Consider the following 19,169-nt stretch of genomic DNA (forward strand, 5'->3'; position numbering starts at 1 on the left):
CGGCCGGTCGCGGGCTCCCGACTGCGACCGGCGCGGTAGGCGCGGCCGGAGCCCGGGGCGGGCATATGCGCGCCCCGGGCTCCGGGCCGGTGGGACGGGGCTGTCAGGGCAGGGCTGTCAGGTCAGGGCTGTCAGTGCCGGGCTGTCAGGACAGGGCGATCCCGTCGAGTTTGCCGTTCTTGGCGTCGTCGACCAGTGACGAGAACTGGTCGGCGCTCATCTGCACGCGCTGGCCGAAGTCGTCGGTCAGCACGACGCGGCGCTCCACCGGGGCGCCCGGGTCGACGAACAGCTCGGGGCAGCCGCAGTCGCACTTCCCGCAGAACGTCGCCACGGGCTCCAGCCCGCTGATGTCGGTCATGCTTTCCACCTCCAGGGGGTGCGGTGCACCGGCCGGTCTCCCGCCGGCGGCCGCATGGACTGCCCCCGGGATACCCCTCGAGGCGCCCCGTGAAGCCTGTTCGCGCCGCCGGTCGGCGCACGCCGCACGCTTCGCGTGCCCCGCCGCTCCGGTCGCCGCCACCGCTGCTTCCGCCCCGTGGGCGGATCCGGGAACCGGGGTCGGCCGGAATACGACTGGTGGGAGGGGAGCGACCTGTGAGTCTCCGATCCGTGTCGATACGTCAGTACGCGGACCTCACGAACGGGCCGCTCGTGTGACGCATGTCACAGCGCATGTCCGGGAACCCTACCCCCCCTGGGTACGACACCTGGATCGTACGGCGGCCCGAACAGGCGTCGTACGCAACCGATCAGGCCGTTCGTACGCGACAGAGGGACCCGGTGATGGACGACTCCCGACAGGCGGCACCCGGAGTGGAGGCGGCGCTCCGGAAGGCGCTGCCGCCGCCCGCGCTGTGCGGCTTCCTGCTGCTGCTGGCCCTGGTCTTCGCGGGCTCCTACACGGTCGGGGGGCTCGTGGGCCCCGTGGCGCCGGGCATGCACACCACCCCGTCCGGCGGCGGCGCGGACGGAGACCGGGCACCCGGTGGCACGGGGCACGGCGACGGGGCGGGCCACTGATGGCTACCGCGGCCGAGACCCTGGTCACCACCGATCTGGCCGTGGGCGGAATGACCTGCGCGGCCTGTGTACGGCGCGTCGAGAAGCGCCTCGGCAGGCTGGACGGCGTCACCGCGACCGTCAACCTGGCCACGGGCACGGCCCGGGTGAGCCATCCGCGGGGGGTCGAGCCGGCCGAACTGGTGGCCGCGGTCGAGAGCGCCGGCTACACGGCCGCGCTGCCCAGCCCCCCCGAGCGGCAGGAGCGGGAAGGGAGTCGGGAACCGGACGAGGGGAGCGAGGCCTCGAGGCAGGAGCGCGACCGACTGGTGGTCACCGCGCTCCTCGCGGTACCGGTGCTCGTCCTGTCGATGGTGCCCGCCTGGCAGTTCCGCAACTGGCAGTGGCTGTGCTTCGCGCTCGCGGCGCCGGTGGCGCTGTGGGGCGCCTGGCCGTTCCACGTACGGGCGCTGCGCGGGCTGCGGCACTCAGCCGCCACCATGGACACCCTGGTGTCGCTGGGGGTGGTCGCGTCCTTCTCGTGGTCGGTGTACGCGCTCTTCCTCGGCGGGGCGGGGGAGCCGGGCATGACGATGCCGTTCACCCTGCTGCCCGCGGCCTCGGACGGTGCGGCGCACCTGTACCTCGAAGCGGCCGTCGGCGTGCCGCTCTTCGTCATGGCGGGCCGTTTCCTCGAGGCGCGGGCCCGGCACGGAACCGGAGCGGCGCTGCGGTCCCTGGCCGGACTCGCCGTCAAGGAGGTCTCGGTCCGGGACTCCGGTGGCGAACGACTCCTCCCGATCGAGGACCTGCGGGTCGGACAGGTCTTCGTGGTGCGTCCCGGGGAGCGCGTCGCCACCGACGGAGAGGTGGTCGAGGGCAGTTCGGCGGTGGACCTCGCGCTCGTCACTGGGGAGAGCGAGCCGGTCGAGATCGGACCGGGATCGCCCGTGGTGGGCGGTGCGGTCAACGCGGGCGGCCTGCTGCTGGTACGGGCCACGGCGGTCGGCGCCGGCACCCGGCTCGCCAGGATCACCCGCATGGTCGCCGACGCCCAGGCCGGGAAGGCCAGGGCGCAGCGGCTTGCCGACTCGGTGTCGGGTGTGTTCGTGCCGGTCGTCCTCTCCCTCGCCGTCACCGCCCTCGGTTTCTGGCTCGGCGCGGGCGCCGATCCGCAGGCCGCCGTCACCGCGAGCGTGGCCGTTCTCGTCGTGGCCTGCCCCTGCGCCCTCGGGCTCGCGACCCCGACCGCGCTGATGGCGGCGACCGGCCGCGGAGCACAACTGGGCGTCCTGGTCGGCGGCCCCCGGGCGCTGGAGGGTCTGCGGCACATCGACACCGTCGTCCTGGACAAGACCGGCACCCTCACCACCGGGCAGATGACCGTCGCCCGCGTGACGGCCACCGCGGACGGGCTGGGAAGGGAGGAAGTGCTGCGGCTGGCCGGCGCCGTCGAACAGGGCTCGGAGCATCCACTGGGCCGGGCGCTCGTCTCGTATGCCCGCAGGACGGCGCCCGACCGGGCGCTGCCCGAGGTGGGCGAGTTCACCACCCTGGCCGGCCGGGGAGTGCGGGGTGTGGCCGACGGCCGCCTGGTCGAAGTGGTCGCGCCCGACGGTGAACTGCCCGAGCCGCTGGCCGCGGCGCTGCTGACGGCCGAGGACACCCCGCACACCTCGGTCCTGGTCCGCGTGGACGGAGTGCCCGAGGCCCTCATCGAGGTCGGCGACGTGGTGCGGGCCGGGAGCTTCCGTGCCGTGGAGAGGCTGCGGCGGCTGGGCGTGGAACCGGTGCTCGCCACCGGCGACCGGGAGGCGCCGGCGCGCAGCGTCGCGGCCGAACTGGGTATCGAGACCGTGCACGCCCGGTGCTCCCCCGAGGACAAGGCCGCGCTGGTGCGACGGCTGCGGGAGGACGGCAGGCGGGTCGCGGTGGTCGGCGACGGGATCAACGACGCCGCCGCGCTGGCCGGTGCGGACCTGGGGATCGCCATGGGAAGCGGCACCGACGTGGCGATCGGGGCGGCCGATGTGACCCTGGTGCGCGGCGACATCGAGGCCCTGGCGGACGCCGTTCGGCTGGCCGGGCGCACCCTGGGAACGATCCGGGCGAACCTGGTGTGGGCCTTCGGGTACAACGCCGTGACCGTGCCGCTCGCCCTGGTGGGACTGCTCAATCCGATGCTCGCGGCGGTCGCGATGTCGGTGAGTTCGCTCCTCGTCGTCGGCAACAGCCTGCGCCTGCGCGCCTGGCAGCCGTCGACCGCGAAGAGCCGCCGGCGATGACGGGGACGGCGGACACGGTGAGCGAGACGGTCGACGGGACGGCGGACACGGTGAGCGAGACGGTGGACGGGACGGTGGACGAGACGATGAAGGCGAAGGCGAAGGCGGCGGGAGCGGTACAGGAGGCGGGAGCGGTACAGGAGGGACGGGCGGCGAAGAGGAACCGCCGGCTCGCCGACGTGCTGCCGGTCGTGCTGGCACCGCTCGCCGCGTCCGCCGTCGCCCTGGGCGGCCTGACCACCTGGGTCGGCACGGGCCACGCCGGCACACCGGCCCGGATCGACGTGGTGCCCGGCCGGGTGTACCTGCCGTACGGGGACGGCCGGGAGACCGCGGCGTTCTTCGACATCGCCAACTCGGGCGGTTCCGGCGACCGGTTGACCGGAGTCACCTCGCCCGCCGCCCTGGGGGAGGTCGCGCTGACCCGTCACCGCGTGACCGAGGCCGGTGGGGCGTACCGGGACGAGGTGGCGTCGACTTCCGTTCCGGCCGGCGGTGAACTGTCCATGTCGCCGCACGGTGTGAGCCTCACCCTGCTGCCGAAGGCGAACCTGGAGCCCGGCGACATCGTGCCGTTCACGCTGAGGTTCGAGCACGGCGGGCCGATCAGGACCGTCGCCGTGGTGGTGCGCCCGGGGTCCTCCTCCCTCTGACCCCTCTGACCCCTCTGACCTCTCTGGCTCCCTCTTCCTCGCTGAACTCTCTCTGCGCCCTCTCTGCCACGTTCCGGCCTGGCTCCCTCTTCCTCCCGCCTGGCTCCCCTGGCTCCCCTGGCACGTGCTGCTTCTTCTGGCCTCCGGGGCCCGTTCCCGGCCGGTGGCGCTCGCTCGGGCCGGACCTGCGGCGGCCCCTGTACGGGGACCGGTGGAGACGCGGCTCCGGTAGTGCCGTGCGCGCCGTCGTGGGCGCCGTGCGCGCCGTGGTGGGCGCCGTGGGGCTCCGCGCCGACCGGACCTCCGGTCGTTCGCTCCGGCTTCGGACCGCACCCGCAATCCCCGCCGCAGGCCGCACCCGCAATGCCCGAGCCGCAGGCCGGACCCGCGCTCGTGCGGTGGGCCGGACGGCGGGTGGGCTGAAGCGGTGAGCGCGGCGGTCTGCCCGGACGTCAACTCCCCGTGGTATTCGTCGATGTGGACGGCCGCCGCCCCCGTACGCGACTGTGGTGTGGATCACACGGTCCGGTTTGAGTCGGTGACCGGGGTCGGGTGCGTACCCATGCACGACGACGAGCGTCAGGATGCGAGGATGAAGCGCCATGACTGCCGGGTGGTGTTCTCGTACGGTACGGGCCGCGGTGTTCGCGGCCGTGTGCGTGCTGCTCGCCGCCCTCGGTCACGTCGTCATGTCCGGGCAGTCCGTGCCGTCGTCGGCACTGGTCGGCGGGCTCGCCGCAACCGGCGGGCTGGGCTGGTGCCTGGCCGGGCGTGAGCGGGGACTGCTGCCGGTGGTCGCCGTGGTGGTCGCCGTGCAGACGGCGCTGCACACCGCGTTCTCCCTTGCGCAGTCCGGGACGGCCGCCGCAGGCCATGCCGCACATGCGGCCGCGTCCGCGGCCCGAGGTCACCACCACACGGGTTCCGGCGGGCTGGGGCAGTCCCTTACGGGCGCCATGGACGGTATGGCGATGAGCCATGGGCACGGCGCATATGCCGAGTCCGCGGGACATATGGCGTCGCTCGGTACGCCCTCCGCGGGTGACCTGGCCGATGTGGGCCGTACCCTCCCCCTGCACCATCTGAACGTGCTGTCCGGAGACTCCTCTTCGCTGGGCATGTTCGCCGCCCATCTGCTGGCAGCTCTGCTCACCGGTCTGTGGCTCGCCCATGGCGAGCGAGCCGCGTTCCGCATCCTCCGCGCGGTCGCCGGCCGGCTCACCGCACCGCTGAGGCTTCTGCTCGCGCTGCCGGCGCCGCCGCACCGCCCGCGGCTGCGCGGCCGCCGGCAACCCTCCCGTATCTCGCGGCTCCTCGTCCTGGTCTACGCGATCGTCCTCCGAGGGCCGCCCGTGGGGACCGCTGCCGCCTGACGGCAGCCGGAATCCCGAGGCGGCCCGAGTCGCCCCTCGGGCACGGCCGTACACCGGCCCGAGCGGGGCACCTCCCGCCGGCACCGGACGGCCGGACCCCCACACACCGGGTGGTGGACCGTGCGCCACGGGCCCCGGTCCCGGTCCCGGACGACCCGAGAGGGACACCAGGTGATCTCTTCTGCCCTGCCCGCTACCGGTGACGCGACGCCGAAGACGCCGTCTGCCGACGAGTCGATCACTTCCTGGGCGCTTGCCGCCCGCTCCGGTGACACCGACGCCGTGGAGCGCTTCGTGCGCGCCCTGCACCGCGACGTCCTGCGCTATGTCGCCCATCTGTGCGGTGATCCCCAGTCGGCCGACGACCTCGCACAGGACACGTTCCTGCGCGCGCTCGGCAGTCTGCACCGCTTCGAGGGGCGGTCCTCGGCCCGCGCCTGGCTTCTGTCCATCGCCCGCCGCGCGGTGATCGACAGCTACCGGTACGCGGCGGCGCGGCCCAGACTGCACGACGCCCCCGACTGGCAACTGGCGGTCGAACTCGCCCAGCCGAGCGACCTGCCCGGCTTCGACGAGGGCGTCGCACTGCTCGAACTGCTGGCGCGCCTGCCGCGGGAGCGGCGGGAGGCGTTCGTACTCACCCAGATGCTCGGACTGCCCTACGCGGAGGCGGCCGAGCTGAGCGGCTGCCCGGTCGGGACGGTGCGCTCCCGTGTGGCCCGCGCACGGGCCACGCTCATGGAACTGCTGGCCGAGGCGGAGGAGCCGGCGGCGCCCGCACTGGCGGCATGACCCGACCGGGTGCCGGCCCGGACCCGGAGGGATGCGCCTTCCCCGAGGGATGCGCCTTCCCCGGAGGGGTGTGCCGGCACCCGTTCCGAGCCGGAACCGGCCGGAACTCTGGGACGGGAGGAAACCCGCTGAACGGGCTGGAGCGGGCTGGAACTCTGGGACGGGAGGAAACCCGCTGAACGGGCCGGAACCGGCTGGAACTCTGGAACGGGCCGGTTCCGGTTGGCGCCATCCGGCGTCGGCCGGCACCATCCGGAACCGGTCGGCGCCGGCCGGCATCGCACCCCGCCGGGGACCGCGAGCGAGCGGCCGCGAGTCGGCGCGAGTGGGACACGGCGCGCCCCGCGGTGCGCCCGCGTACGGGAGGCGATGCCGACCAGGCGTGCTCCGCAGGCAGCTCCGTCCGCCCGCAGGGCGGGAGGGACGTTTGCGACACGCCGCGGGGGCGCCGGGAACTCACCCGGCACCCGCCGCGACTAGTGGACCGGGTGACGGAGTCTCACCCCCTGTGTCAAGTGAACTCTGGAGACTTTCATGCGTTCTCGTGTGTGGTGTGGTACGGCGGCCGCGGTGCTCGGCCTGCTCGCGGCCGGTTGCGGTGGCGGGAAGGACACCGAGGACAAGGGCGGCAAGGGCGACACGGGCGACAAGGGCACGGAGAAGTCCGCGGCCTCCGGCGGCTTCCCGGTGACCGTCACCGACTGCATGGGCGCCGGAACCACCTTCACCGAGGCCCCGGAGAAGATCGTCACCAGCAACGCCTCCAGCCTGGAGATCCTGCTCCGACTGGGAGCGGGCGACAAGGTGATAGGCACCGGGTTCCCGCCGGCCAAGGGCGCGCTGCCCGGCGAGCTGGACGCCCGGGCGCAGCAGGTCGAGGTGCTCAGCAAGACGGTCATCCCGAAGGAGAAGCTCCTCGGCTCCGGCGCCGACCTGTACATCGACACCTTCGCCTCGATGGCCGGCATGGGCGGCGGAATGGGCGACGCGCCGACCGAGGAGGAGTTCAAGGCCGCCGGGATCAAGCACGTCTATCTCAAGTCCACGGCGTGCGCCCCGATGAGCAAGGGCCCGTCGGAGGACCTGTCCGCCGTCCAGGACGACATCACCTCCCTCGGAGCCGTCACCGGCACGAGCGCGAAGGCACGGGAACTCGTCGACGGGATGAAGGAGAAGGTCGACGGCGTGCGGAAGGCGGTCGGAGGAACCGCGCAGGACGCCCGGCCGACGTACTTCTTCTTCGACTTCGACGCGGGCACCAAGCAGCCGATCGCCGTGTGCAACCGCCAGGTCGCCAACGCGGTGATCACGCTGGCGGGCGCCCGCAACGTGTTCGCCGACTGCGACGGCGACTTCAAGCAGGTCAGCTGGGAGGACGTGGTCTCCAGGAACCCGGACTGGATCCAGCTCGGCGTGCGCGACCGGGGCAGCGAGGCCGCCGACGAGAAGGCGTTCGACGAGGCGCGGAAGTGGCTCGAGGGCAACCCCGCCACCAAGGGCCTGAAGGCCGTGAAGGAGGGCAACTTCCTGCGCATCGGCTCCGAGCGCACCACCATCGCGGGGGTGGAGAACGCCACGACGGTCCAGGACATCGCCAGGGCCGTCCACCCGGACAAGGTCAAGTAGCCGTGCTGGACACGCTGTCCGCGCCCCGCCGTGCGGCGGCGAAGGCGCCCGGCGAGGCGCGGACCGTGCCCGCCGGGCTGGTCGCGGTCGTCCTCGGCGCGGCCCTGCTGGCCGCCCTGACGGCCGCGGTCTCCTGGGGCTCCACGTCCATCCCGCCGGCGGAGGTGTGGAGTGTGGTGGGCAGACGGCTGACCGGCGAGCCGCCGAGGCCCGGCACGGACGACCTGATCGTCTGGCAGCTGCGGGTGCCCCGCGCGCTGCTCGCCGCGCTCGTCGGCGCCGGGCTCGGCCTCGTCGGGACGGCGGTGCAGGCGCTCGTCCGCAATCCGCTGGCCGACCCGTATCTGCTGGGCATCTCCAACGGGGCCTCGCTGGGCGCCGTCGCCGCGATCGTGCTGGGTCTCGGCGCCGGCGGGGCGCTGGGACTGGGGCTGTCCGGTGCCGCGTTCCTCGGCGCGCTGGGCACGTTCGCCCTGGTGTGGACGGTGGCCCGGCGGGGCGGCGGGTTCGCGCCGCTGCGGCTGGTGCTGGCCGGTGTGGCGATCGGGCAGTTCCTGTCCGGCTTCACCAGCTACCTGGTACTGCAGACCGGCGACGAACAGCAGACCCACAGCGTGCTGTTCTGGCTCATGGGCAGTCTCAGCGGTGCGAGCTGGCCGGTGCTCGCAGTACCCGCCGTCGCGGTGCCCGCCGCGCTGCTCTGGCTGCACGCCCGCGGCCGCGGACTCAACGCCCTGCTGATGGGCGACGAGACCGCGGCCGGGCTCGGCGTCGACGTCACGAGGCTGCGCCGGGAACTGTTCACGGTGACGAGCGTGCTCACCGGCGTGCTCGTCGCCGTGTCCGGCGCCATCGCGTTCGTCGCCCTGATGGTGCCGCACGCCTGCCGCCTGGTCGTCGGAGGCGACCACCGCCGGCTGCTGCCGGTCTCCGCCCTCTTCGGCGCACTGCTGATGGTGGTGGTGGACATCGTGTGCCGTACGGCGATGGACACCCAGGAGCTGCCCGTCGGTGTGGTGACCTCGCTGGTCGGGGCCCCCGCACTGCTGTATCTGCTGGACCGACGGCTGGGGAGCGGCAGTTGAGGATCGACATCGAGGACCTGCACGTCGCCTACGCGGGCCGTACGGTCGTCTCCGGCGCCCACCTGGTCGCGGCCGATGGGGAGATCACCGGCCTGGTCGGCCCGAACGGCAGCGGGAAGTCCACCCTGCTGCGGACCGTCTACCGGCACCTGCGTCCCGTCGCGGGCCGGGTGCTGCTGGCCGGGACCGACATCCGCGAGCTGTCCCCGGCCCGCTCGGCACGCCATGTGGCGGCGCTGCCGCAGGAGCGCGGCAGCGAGTTCGAGCTGACGGTACGGGAGGTGGTGGCGATGGGGCGTACGCCGTACAAACGGGCGTTCACCGGGGACAACGCCGCCGACCGGGACATCGTCGCCCGCGCCCTGTCGGACGTGGGCATGGCGGAGGCGGCCGGACGGCGATTCACCGCCCTGTCCGGGGGAGAGCGGCAACGGGTGCTGCTGGCACGTGCGTTCGCCCAGGACCCCGACGTCCTGGTGCTCGACGAGCCGACCAACCACCTCGACGTCCGGCACCAGGTGGAACTGCTCGCCCTGCTGCGGGCACAGCGCCGCACCACCCTGGTGTCGCTGCACGACCTCAACGCCGCGGCCTCCGTGTGCGACCGGCTGCACGTGCTGCACGGCGGGACCGTCGTCGCGTCGGGGCCGCCGCGTGAGGTGATCACACCCGGGCTGATGGCGGAGGTGTTCGGTGTCCGGGCGGCCGTGGTCGACCACCCCCTCACCGGTGACCCGCTCATCGCCTTCGACCACCGGGCACCCGCCGACGATCGCACGGCCCCCGCGCTGGAGGCCAACACGGCCGGATGACGGCGGGCCCGGCGGCGGGGAGGGGACCGGTTGCCCGGTTGCCCGGGTGCCGAGGCTTGGACGCGGTGCGCGGTGCGCGGTGCGCGGTGCGCGGTGCGCGGTGTGCGGTGCGGTGCGGTGCGTGGTGTGCGTGTGCGGCGGTACGCGGTGTGCGGTGCGTGGTGTGCGGACCCCGGGCCCCGGGTCCTGGGCCCCGGGTCCTGGGCCGCGGACCCCGGACCCCGGGGTGGGTGGGCTGTGCCGTGCCGGTGAGTCGGGTGGCGGGGGAGGGCTGACCGTACCGCCGGTGGGCACGGTGCCTCGGAGCCGGACCGTACGGTGCCTCGGAGCCGGGCCGCACGGGGAGGGGCGGGACCCCGGGCTGCTACGCCCGGTCGCCCCGCCCCTCCTCTGCCGGCCGTGTGCGGGATCAGTAGTCCGGAGGCCGAGCCCCACCCTGTTGGCCTGTAAATCGAAGGCGAACGGGGCTTCTCGACCTTGGACGCGTTCTATTTACGAATCAGGCGGGCACCGGATCACCGACCTCGTAGCCGGCCTCGACGATGGCGGCACGCAGCCGCTCGTCGTCGAGACCGGTGCCGTGCACGGTGACGGTGTTCGCGGCCAGATCGACCACGACCTCGCTCACACCGGCCACTTCACGGACCTCCTCGGTGATGCTCGCCACGCAGTGCCCGCAGCTCATGCCGGTGACGTTGTAGTGCTTCTGGGTCATGGGGCCACTCCTCGATGCCGGTGGACTCTCCCACCGGCGTACGGATACACGGAGGCGGATGTTCAGCGCCGCGGCGGGAGAGAGGGCCCTCACGCGGCACATGCGCACCGCCCGTCTTCAGCTGTCACCCCAGTCGTCGGCGGAGGGGGCCGCCGGGTTCCCGGCGCCGGGCGTGGCGCGCGGCGACGGGTATCCCCGGCCGGGCCGGCGTCGTGGACGGCGGTGATCAGGGTGCCGCGCGCAGGCCCGGGGATCCCGTGCCGCAACAACCTCCGGTCCGGGCACGGTTGCGGAAACGGCCGGGAACTCATCCACCGGTGGCACCGACATGTGGGACGAGGCCGCAGTCCGGCGGCCGTTCCACAGGGGAAGGGCGGAAGGGTGACGGACCACGGCGGGGGCTCTGCGGAGCCCGGACGCATACCCGGCGGCCATGGCGGCGCCGGTGGTCAGGACCGTGTCGGTGGTCAGGACTGTGTCGGTGGCCAGGAGCGTGTCGGTGGTCAGGACCGTGCCGGTGGTCAGGACCGCTGGCTCCTGGTGGCCGTGGCGGGACTGCTGTCGTTCGTGGCCATGCTCGACATGAGCATCGTCAACGTGGCGCTGGCGGAGATCTCGCGGGACCTTCGGGTGTCCGCCGCGACGGCCCAGTGGGTCGTGCTGGGCTACCAGCTTCCCGTCGTGGCGCTGCTGCTCCCCGTCGGCCGTTGGCTGGACGGCGCAGGCCCCCGCTCCGCGGTGCTCGCCGCCACCGCCGGGTTCGCCCTGTGCAGCGCCCTGGCGGCGGCCGCCCCCTGGGCCGGTGTCCTCGTCACGGCCCGGCTGGCCCAGGGTGTCTTCGGGGCGGTCCTGTTCGTGCTGATGCCCGTCCTCGCCCTCGGCTCGGTGCGGCCCGAACTGCGCGGCCGGGCGATGAGCGTGCCGGCCACGCTCGGTCCGCTCGGCGCGGTGACCGGACCCGCGGTCGGCGGACTGCTGCTGGACGGCCTGGGCTGGCGCTCGGTCTTCCTGGTCAAGATCCCCTTCTGCCTGCTGGCGCTGTTCGTCGCCTGGAGGGCGATGCCCGCCGACCGCGGGCTGCGGCTGCCCCGTACCCGATCACTGCTGGACGCGTCGCTCGTCGCCACCGGCGTAACGATCCTGCTCGTGGCGCTGACCCTGGCGGCCGGTGACTCCCGGTGGCTGGTGCTCACCGCGGCCGCGGCGCCCGTACTGTGGCTGTGGTTGCGCGGAGAGGGCGGGCGGCCGGTGGGCGGAGTGCTGCGGGTGCCCGGACTGCCGGGCGCGCACGGGGCGGTGCTGGCACTGGCGACCGGATTCGCCGCGATGGCCTATGTCATCGCCCTCCACCTCCAGCGTGACAACGGCGTCAGCGCCACCGCCACCGGCCTGACCGTGCTCGCCTTCCCGCTCGGCATGGGACTGGCCGGACCGCTCGGAGGGCGCCTCGCCGACCGCTACGGCGCCAGGCCGGTCGCGGTCGCCGGAGCCGCGGTCACCGCCTTCGGGCTGCTGCTGCTGGTCCCGGCCGGCGGAGGGTGGTCCCCGGTGGACGTGGCCTGGCGGCTGGCGCTCGCGGGCGCCGGCATGGGACTCAACGGCGGCCCCACACAGGCCATGGTGATGGGGGCGGCGCCACCGGAGCGGGTCGCGACCGTCGGCTCGACGGTCCAGCTCGCCCGCAGCCTCGGCTTCACGCTCGGCCCCGCCCTCGCGACCGCCGCGTGGGGCCTCGCCGGCCCCGGCCACGGCGCCCGGGCCGGCCTGGGCCTGGCCGCCGCTGCCGCCTGTCTCTCCGTACCCCTGCTCCTGCTGCCCGCACGCCGCCGCGCCGACGCGACGGCCACGACCAACGCGGCCGCCGCGGCCGGCAACTGACCGAGGACGCGGCCGCCGCCCGCAACCGACCGAGGACGCGGCCACCGTCCGCAACCGACCGAGGACGCGGCCACCGCCGCCCCCAACCGACCGAGGAGACTGCCCGTGTGCGGAATCACCGGCTGGGTGTCCTTCCACCAGGACGCCCGCAGCCACGCCCCCGTCATCGAGGCCATGACGGCCACTCTCACCCCCCGCGGCCCGGACGCGGGCGGCGTCTGGCTGGGCGAGCACGCGGCCATCGGACACCGCCGCCTCGCCGTCATCGACCCGGCCGGCGGAGTCCAGCCGATGACGGACCGGCCCGACGAGCCGGCCGTCGTCCTCAGCTACAGCGGAGAGGTCTACAACCACCACGAGCTGCGCGCCGAACTGAGGCGCCTCGGACACGACTTCCGCACCCGCAGCGACACCGAGGTGGTGCTGCGGGCCTGCCTCCAGTGGGGCGAGGACGTCGCGGAGCACCTCGACGGCATGTTCGCCTTCGCGGTATGGGACGAACGGGCCCGGCGGCTCCTCCTGGTCCGCGACCGCCTCGGCGTGAAGCCGCTCTACTGGGCCGCCGTCGACGGCGGTCTCGCCTTCGCCTCGGAGCCCAAGGCGCTGTTCGCGCACCCCGAGATCCGCCCCCGCGTGGACGCGGACGGACTGCGCGAGGCGTACAGCCTGCTGTTCAACACCGGCCCCACGGTGTGGTCTGGAGTGCGCGAGGTCGAGCCGGGCGGCGTGCTCGCCCTGGACCGCGCCGGCATCCGCGAACGCCGCTACTGGCAGCTGGAGGCCCGCCCCCACGGCGACGACCGCGACACCACCGTCGAACGCGTCCGCGATCTCGTCTCCACCGCCGCGCGCAGCCAGCTGGAGGCCGACGTCCCGCTGTGCAGCCTGCTGTCCGGCGGGATCGACTCCACGGTGCTCACCGCGCTGCTCGCCGGTGAACTCCGCAGGCGGGAGGGCCCGGACGCGCGGATCCGCTCGTACGCGGTGGACTACAGCGACCAGGCCGAGCAGTTCACCGGCGACGTACTGCGCACCGGCCACGACACGCCGTTCGCGACCGAGGCCGGGGCGTACATCGGCACCGACCACAGCACCGTCGTCCTCGACCCGCGCTCCCTGCTCGACCTCGACCACCGCAGGGCGGTCGTCGCGGCCCGGGACTCGCCCATCGGCGTCGGGGACATGGACACCTCGCTGTACCTGCTGTTCGGGAGGATCCGCGAGCACTCGACCGTCGCCCTGTCCGGCGAGGCGGCGGACGAGGTGTTCGGCGGATACCCCTGGTTCCACAACCCCAAGGCCCTGGCCGCCTCGACCTTCCCCTGGCTGCTCGTCACCGGCGACGAGGCCGCGATGCCGGTCAACCCCGAACTCGACCTGCGCATAGCCGAGTTCCGTGACGACACCTACGCCGACGCCCTGGCGGCGGTGCCGCACGCCGACGGCGAGACCGCGACCGAGCACCGGCAGCGCGAGATGCAGCACCTGTCCCTGACCCGCTGGCTGCGCCAGCTCCTGCACCGCAAGGACCGCCTCAGCATGGCGTGGGGGCTGGAGGTCCGCGTCCCGTACTGCGACCACCGCCTGGTCGAGTACGCCTTCGACACGACCTGGGCGCTGAAGAGCTTCGACGGCCGGGAGAAGAGCCTGCTGCGCGCCTCGGGAACCGGCCTCGCCCCTGACTCGGTGCTGCACCGCCCCAAGAACCACTACCCGGCCACCCACCACCCCGACTACAACCGCGGTCTCCAGGACCTGGCCCGGGACGCGCTGTCCGACCCGCGGGTCCGCGCCCTGGCGGACGAATCCGTCATCAAGCCCAGCCTGGACACCGCGCCCGACCGGCTTCAGTGGGGCCACCGGCTCCGTCTCGAACGCGTCGTGGACCTCGCCCTGTGGCTGGACCACCACCGCCCCGAACTCGCCCTCTGAGGAGCGCACCATGACCCTTCACGAGACGCCTCCCGCCATGGACGACGTCGACGCCCTCCCCGAACCGGTGCCGCTGACCGGCTGCCCGTACAAGAGCGACCCCTACCCGCTCTACGAGCGGATGCGCGAGGCCGGACCGGTCCACCGGGTGGTCTTCCCCAGCGGGGTGAACGCCTGGCTGGTCACCGGCTACGAGGCCGCCCACCGGGCCCTCAACGACGAACGCCTCGGCAAGAACCACGACCGGGGCAACGACCGCTGGCGGGCCCGAGCGTCGATCATGCCCGAGCCCCAGCACTCGCAGCTCCAGGTGCACCTGCTCCACCAGGACCCGCCCAAGCACACCCGCATGCGGCGCTACGTCACCGACGCCTTCACCCCGCGCCGTGTCGAGAGCCTGCTGCCGCGCTTCCGGGAACTCGCCGACGCCCTCGTCGACGCCCTGCCCGAGACCGGTCCCGCCGACCTCGTCGCCGGATTCGCCGCGCACTTCCCCTTCCAGGTCCTCGCCGAGGTCATCGGGCTGCCCGCCGAACTGGCCGCCCGCTTCGACCGCGACTGGGGGAAGGTCGTCCAGCCGGTCGGCCCCACCGACCCGGCCCGGCCCGCGTACGAGGCCCGGCTGCACGGCCTGCAGAGCTATATCGCCGAGGTCGTCGCCCACAAGCGCGCGCAACGGGACGACGACCTGCTCAGCCGGCTCGTCGCCGCCCGCGACGGCGGCGAACTGACCCAGGAGGAGCTGGACTCCATGATCTTCCAGCTCCTCGTCGCCGGACAGGAGCCGGTCACCAACCAGATCACCACCGCGCTCATCGCCCTCTTCCGCCACCCCGGCGCACTCGGCCGGCTGCGCGACGACCCCGGTCTGCTGCCCCAGGCCGTCGAGGAACTCCTGCGCTACGACAGCGCCTTCGAACTCACCACCTGGCGCTTCTTCGCCGAGGACAGCGATCTGCACGGCACCGCGGTCCCGGCCGGGGACTCCGTGATCATCTCCCTGTGCGCCGCCAACCGCGACCCCCGGCGTTTCGACAGGCCCGACGAACTCGACCTGGAGCGCAGCCCCAACCCGCATCTGGCCTTCGGGCACGGCATCCACTTCTGCCCCGGTGCCGCACTCGCCCGCGCCGAACTCCGGATCGCCCTGGGCACCCTCCTCACCCGGCTGCCGGGCCTGCATCTCGCCGTCCCGGACCAGGACATCCAGTGGATCCCGGCCGTCCTCGGCCGCGGCACCAACCACCTGCCCGTCGGCTACGACCGGCGCGCCTGACCCCAGACACCACCGACCGGGCCCGGCCGAACGGGCGGAGCCCGGTCCGCGGCGGAACCGATACGCCGCCGGTCGAACGTACGCGCCCGGTCCGCGGCGGAGGCGATTCGTCCCGGCCGAACGGCGGGGGCCCGTTCCGCGGCGGAGAACATGCCCCCGCCGAACGTCCGCGCCCGGCCGCCCGCCGAGGCGCTATGCCGCCATGCCGCCATGTCCGACCCCACGGAGGCCCCAGATGCCGCTGACGACAGCAGCCGACGCCCAGACCGCCCACGACTCCCATACCGTTGAGCGCGCCGCCCGTACCACTCAGACTGCCGGGACCACTGAGACCACTGAGACCACAGAGACCGCTGAGACTGCCGAGACTGCAGAGAGCGCCGAGACCACGGAGACTGCCAAGGCCGTCGGCACCGCCGTCCTGAGACTGCTGCTGCCCCACCACCGCACGGCCGACCACGGGGCAGCGCCCGCCGAGGCCTTCCCCCACCAGCTCCACCAGATCGGCGCGTTCGTGCGCCGCAACGAACCCATCGTCCTCACCCTGCCCGGCTTCCCCTGCAAGTCGCCGAACCCGGCCAAGGTCCTCGGCCACCTTCCTGACCAGGGAGAACGGCTCTCCCTGGCCTTCCTGAACTCCCTGTGCGCCCGCATCGAGGAGATCCACGCACCCGGGGCCCGCGTCGTCATCTGCTCCGACGGCCATGTCTTCGGCGACCTCATCCGCGTGCCCGACGAGCACATAGACGCCTACTCGGACGAACTCGGCCGGCTGATCGACGAACTCGGCCTGGAACACCTGTCCGTGTTCGACCTCAGGGACGTCCTCGGCGACCTGCCCCATTCGGCGAAACGCGCCTATGTGCACGACCGCTACGCACCCGGCCTCGATGAACTACGGGCCGAGGTCCGCGCCGACGAGCACACCCTGGCGCTCTACCGCGGTATCACCCGCTTCCTCGTGGACGACACCGCCGACTTCACCGGGACCCGCTCCGCCCTCCAGCGCGAATGCCGCCGCCGGGCGTACGGCGTCATCCAGCGCAGCCGCGCCTGGGGGGAGCTGATCGCCGAGCACCATCCGGGTTCGGTACGGCTGTCCATCCACCCCCAGGCCGTCGGGGCGCCCAAGTTCGGTATCCGCCTCCTGGACGCCCCCGACGTATGGGTCACTCCCTGGCACTCCGCGGCTCTGCACCGGCCAGACGGCACATGGAGTCTGATGCCCCGGGCCAGGGCCGAGCGACTCGGGCGGCTGGTGCACCACGAGGGCAGACCGAGCCACTTCGAGTGACGGGCGACCGGTCACCGGGCCCCGGCACCCCCCGCTGCCCCCGTCCGCGGGCCGCGGCTCGGGCTGCCCACTGCCGCCGCGCCGTTCACTGCGGTTGAATGCCGCTGCGGTCGACTGCGGTTGCTCGACTGCCGCTGCGGCCATCAACCGCCGAGTCCGATGGGCCACGGCGAGCCGGGCCCGGCCGTCATTCGCGCCACCCGGCAGGAGGACCCATTGGCAGGAGGACCCATTGGCAGGAGGACCGACCGGCCAGAGCACGACCGGCCAGAGCACGACCGGCCAGAGCACGACCGGCCAGAGCACGACCGGACAGAGCACGACCGGACAGAGCACGACCCCGCGGCAGCACGGTGCAGAGCACCGTCCCGCGGCACCACCACCCCGGCTAGAGCCCGACCCTGTGGGAGCACCAGCAGACATGAGCACCACCGGCCAGAGGAAGTCACCGATGCCCCGTTCGACCCCGGCGCGCACACCGCGCCGTATCGGCGTCCTCACCACCGCGGCGTTCGCGGCGGTCGTCGCCGGCGCGGGGCCCGCCACGGCCCATACGGAGGTCGAGGCGCCCGGAGCCCGAGCCCTCGATCAGAACGTCGCGCTCACCTTCACCGCCGCCTCGGAGTCCGACACCGCCGGGATCAGCAGACTGGAGGTGATCCTCCCCGAGGGCATGGCACCGCGGGACATCACCTACCGGGAAGGGCCCGAGGGCTGGAAGTTCGCCACCACCAGCCGTGGGTACACGGTGTCCGGGCCGAAGCTCCCGGTGGGGGAGGACGCCGAGTACGTCGTGACGGCACGGCAGTTGCCCGACGTCCCGGCCCTGCACTTCAAGACCCTCCAGACCTACGACGACGGGCAGGTCGACCGCTGGATCGAACTGGAGGAGGAGAAGAACGGCGAGGCGCACGGCCACAGCCACCCCGCACCCCGGCTGGCACTGGAGCCCGCCGCACCCGGCGCGAAGCCGGTGGGCTCCGCACCGGAGCAGACGCCGGCGGCGGCCCCGTCCACCACCGGACCCAGCCCGGCCGAGGCCGCGGGCGGACCGCAGCCCGAAGCCACGGCAGCGGCGGAAGCCGCCGCGGGGGACGGCGCGGGGGACGGCGGGGGCATCCCGGTCGCCGCGACGGCCGGAATCGCCGCGGCCGTGCTGGCACTCGGCGGCGGGGCGTGGTGGTTCAGGAACCGCCGGGGTGGAACCGCGTGAGAACCACCCGGTCGCGCCCCGGACCGAGCCACCGTCACGCGTGAGACGGCGGCCGGTACCTCCCGGCGCGGACGGGCACCGGCGGGAACGATCCCCCGTCACCGCGGCCACTGACCGGCCGGTCCGGGCACCGCGGGGGACCGCCGTACCCGAACGGCGGACCGCGCCGGCGACCACGAACCAGGGTGCCATGCGGCGGCACCCCGGAGGGACCGCCGCGTGATCGCCGGGAACGGACTGCGCTGGATCCTGACCGTGGTGTTCGCCGTGCCGGTGATGTACGGGACGTGGCGGGCCTGCGCCCCGGGTACCGAGGCCGGGGACCGGGTGGACCAGGCGTTCCACGTCGTGGCGGGATCGCTCATGATCGCTATGGTCTGGCCGTGGGGCACGGTGCTGCCGACCGGCCCCCAGCTCATCGCACTGGTGGCGGGCGCGGCGTGGTTCCTGGGCTCCGCGCCGCTTCGTGCCGCCACGGGCGCCCGGGTCGCGGCGTCGTACGCGGCCCTGCCGCATGCCGTGATGACGGCGGCCATGGCATGGATGGTCGCGGTGATGGGCACCGCGTCCCCGGGGCACGGAGGTGGGACACACGCCCATGCCGGGGCGCACGTGCCGGACGTCTCCGGTGCCACCCTCATGCGGTTGACGGGCGCCTGGCCGAGGCCGGCAGCGGTTGGGCTGGCCGTCCTGCTCGTGGCGATCGGGCTGCGCTGGCTCGCCCTTGCCTTCGACCGGACCCCGATCGTCCCGCGCGGCGCCCGCACCGCGGTGGGCGGCGCTGAGGGCGCGCCGGCCCATGCCTGCCACGCGGCCATGGCGCTGGGCATGGCGGAGATGTTCGTCCTTCTCGTCTGAGATGTCGGTGAAGGTCGGTGAAGGTTGCTGAAGGCCGCGACGGACGCCTGGGCAGGTCTCAGCAGGCATGAGCGGGTCTCAGCAGGCGCGAGCAGGCGCGAGCGTGCATGAGCGGGTCTGAGCAGGCCGGCGGGCTCCGGTGGACGCCGGGCGCACACTGCGTACCGCACACTGCGTACCGCGTACCGCGGGGCGGAGCGGGGTACGGCCGCCGAGGTCTGCCGCTCGTGGTGTGTCGGTACCCCGTACGGTCGGCGGGACGAACCCGGATCACGGCCGCGTCCCCCGGTGCGAAGGCGGAGCCGCACCGCCTTCGAGACCACTCTCCCCCAGGGCGTACGCTTCGAGCGCCGACTCTTCCGTGCCGTGCCCGCC

Annotated in this window: 16 protein-coding genes; 14 read left to right on the top strand and 2 right to left on the bottom strand. The window is 73.7% G+C overall.

Annotated features, from left to right (window positions below; all coding sequences use genetic code 11):
- Positions 1-145 precede the first annotated feature (145 nt).
- Positions 146-361 carry a hypothetical protein gene (locus DDQ41_RS26975; RefSeq protein ID WP_109296794.1) on the bottom strand — a complete coding sequence of 72 codons (216 nt, stop codon included), beginning with the start codon at positions 359-361 and terminating at the stop codon, positions 146-148.
- Positions 362-786: 425 nt separating this feature from the next.
- On the opposite strand from DDQ41_RS26975, the gene DDQ41_RS26980 reads away from it, so the two are divergent.
- From DDQ41_RS26980 to DDQ41_RS27015, 8 genes are all read left to right on the top strand, one after another.
- Positions 787-1,023: a hypothetical protein gene (locus tag DDQ41_RS26980; protein WP_109296795.1), complete on the top strand. Its 237-nt coding sequence runs from the start codon at positions 787-789 to the stop codon at positions 1,021-1,023.
- Positions 1,023-3,287: a heavy metal translocating P-type ATPase gene (locus tag DDQ41_RS26985; RefSeq protein WP_109296796.1), complete on the top strand. Its 2,265-nt coding sequence runs from the start codon at positions 1,023-1,025 to the stop codon at positions 3,285-3,287. Before DDQ41_RS26980 ends, DDQ41_RS26985 begins: the two co-directional genes overlap by 1 nt.
- Positions 3,284-3,940: a copper chaperone PCu(A)C gene (locus DDQ41_RS26990; RefSeq protein ID WP_109296797.1), complete on the top strand. Its 657-nt coding sequence runs from the start codon at positions 3,284-3,286 to the stop codon at positions 3,938-3,940. Before DDQ41_RS26985 ends, DDQ41_RS26990 begins: the two co-directional genes overlap by 4 nt.
- 602 nt (positions 3,941-4,542) lie before the next feature.
- On the top strand, positions 4,543-5,313 hold the full coding sequence (locus DDQ41_RS26995) for a hypothetical protein (protein ID WP_174720327.1): 771 nt from the start codon (positions 4,543-4,545) through the stop codon (positions 5,311-5,313).
- Between the two features lie 171 nt (positions 5,314-5,484).
- Positions 5,485-6,105, top strand: coding sequence for a sigma-70 family RNA polymerase sigma factor (locus DDQ41_RS27000; protein WP_109296799.1), 621 nt, complete (start codon positions 5,485-5,487; stop codon positions 6,103-6,105).
- Positions 6,106-6,639: 534 nt separating this feature from the next.
- Positions 6,640-7,731 carry an ABC transporter substrate-binding protein gene (locus DDQ41_RS27005; RefSeq protein ID WP_262508590.1) on the top strand — a complete coding sequence of 364 codons (1,092 nt, stop codon included), beginning with the start codon at positions 6,640-6,642 and terminating at the stop codon, positions 7,729-7,731.
- A gap of 2 nt (positions 7,732-7,733) precedes the next feature.
- Positions 7,734-8,816, top strand: coding sequence for a FecCD family ABC transporter permease (locus tag DDQ41_RS27010; protein WP_109296801.1), 1,083 nt, complete (start codon positions 7,734-7,736; stop codon positions 8,814-8,816).
- Entirely contained in the window at positions 8,813-9,628 is an 816-nt protein-coding gene (locus DDQ41_RS27015; protein WP_109296802.1) for an ABC transporter ATP-binding protein, read from the top strand. Before DDQ41_RS27010 ends, DDQ41_RS27015 begins: the two co-directional genes overlap by 4 nt.
- Positions 9,629-10,127: 499 nt before the next feature.
- Here DDQ41_RS27015 and DDQ41_RS27020 read toward each other — a convergent pair whose 3' ends face one another.
- Positions 10,128-10,343, bottom strand: coding sequence for a heavy-metal-associated domain-containing protein (locus DDQ41_RS27020; RefSeq protein WP_109296803.1), 216 nt, complete (start codon positions 10,341-10,343; stop codon positions 10,128-10,130).
- A gap of 381 nt (positions 10,344-10,724) precedes the next feature.
- Between DDQ41_RS27020 and DDQ41_RS27025 the strand changes: the two genes are divergently transcribed.
- From DDQ41_RS27025 to DDQ41_RS27050, 6 genes are all read left to right on the top strand, one after another.
- Positions 10,725-12,221 (top strand): MFS transporter, encoded by a 1,497-nt coding sequence (locus DDQ41_RS27025; RefSeq protein ID WP_262508591.1) that lies wholly within the window; start codon positions 10,725-10,727, stop codon positions 12,219-12,221.
- Positions 12,222-12,326: 105 nt separating this feature from the next.
- Positions 12,327-14,153, top strand: a complete 1,827-nt coding sequence (gene asnB, locus DDQ41_RS27030; protein ID WP_109296804.1) for an asparagine synthase (glutamine-hydrolyzing) — start codon at positions 12,327-12,329, stop codon at positions 14,151-14,153.
- A gap of 10 nt (positions 14,154-14,163) precedes the next feature.
- A complete protein-coding gene (locus DDQ41_RS27035; protein ID WP_109296805.1) occupies positions 14,164-15,429 on the top strand; it encodes a cytochrome P450 family protein in 1,266 nt (421 codons plus the stop codon).
- A gap of 235 nt (positions 15,430-15,664) precedes the next feature.
- A complete protein-coding gene (locus tag DDQ41_RS27040) occupies positions 15,665-16,723 on the top strand; it encodes an L-tyrosine/L-tryptophan isonitrile synthase family protein (RefSeq protein ID WP_109296806.1) in 1,059 nt (352 codons plus the stop codon).
- A 451-nt stretch (positions 16,724-17,174) separates the two neighbouring features.
- Positions 17,175-17,936 carry a DUF1775 domain-containing protein gene (locus DDQ41_RS27045; protein WP_109296807.1) on the top strand — a complete coding sequence of 254 codons (762 nt, stop codon included), beginning with the start codon at positions 17,175-17,177 and terminating at the stop codon, positions 17,934-17,936.
- A 219-nt stretch (positions 17,937-18,155) separates the two neighbouring features.
- Entirely contained in the window at positions 18,156-18,794 is a 639-nt protein-coding gene (locus DDQ41_RS27050) for a DUF5134 domain-containing protein (protein WP_109296808.1), read from the top strand.
- The last annotated feature ends 375 nt before the right edge of the window (positions 18,795-19,169 follow it).

The sequence above is a fragment of the Streptomyces spongiicola genome, from assembly GCF_003122365.1.
GTDB lineage: Bacteria > Actinomycetota > Actinomycetes > Streptomycetales > Streptomycetaceae > Streptomyces > Streptomyces spongiicola.

Bases quoted from the DNA above. Each gene is read 5' to 3' on its own strand.
- DDQ41_RS27005 (WP_262508590.1), top strand. From the start codon at position 6,640: ATGCGTTCTCGTGTGTGGTGTGGTACGGCGGCCGCGGTGCTCGGCCTG.
- DDQ41_RS27035 (WP_109296805.1), top strand. From the start codon at position 14,164: ATGACCCTTCACGAGACGCCTCCCGCCATGGACGACGTCGACGCCCTC.
- DDQ41_RS27040 (WP_109296806.1), top strand. From the start codon at position 15,665: ATGCCGCTGACGACAGCAGCCGACGCCCAGACCGCCCACGACTCCCAT.
- DDQ41_RS26985 (WP_109296796.1), top strand. From the start codon at position 1,023: ATGGCTACCGCGGCCGAGACCCTGGTCACCACCGATCTGGCCGTGGGC.
- DDQ41_RS26980 (WP_109296795.1), top strand. From the start codon at position 787: ATGGACGACTCCCGACAGGCGGCACCCGGAGTGGAGGCGGCGCTCCGG.
- DDQ41_RS26995 (WP_174720327.1), top strand. From the start codon at position 4,543: ATGACTGCCGGGTGGTGTTCTCGTACGGTACGGGCCGCGGTGTTCGCG.
- DDQ41_RS27045 (WP_109296807.1), top strand. From the start codon at position 17,175: ATGCCCCGTTCGACCCCGGCGCGCACACCGCGCCGTATCGGCGTCCTC.
- DDQ41_RS26990 (WP_109296797.1), top strand. From the start codon at position 3,284: ATGACGGGGACGGCGGACACGGTGAGCGAGACGGTCGACGGGACGGCG.
- DDQ41_RS26975 (WP_109296794.1), bottom strand. From the start codon at position 361: ATGACCGACATCAGCGGGCTGGAGCCCGTGGCGACGTTCTGCGGGAAG.
- DDQ41_RS27020 (WP_109296803.1), bottom strand. From the start codon at position 10,343: ATGACCCAGAAGCACTACAACGTCACCGGCATGAGCTGCGGGCACTGC.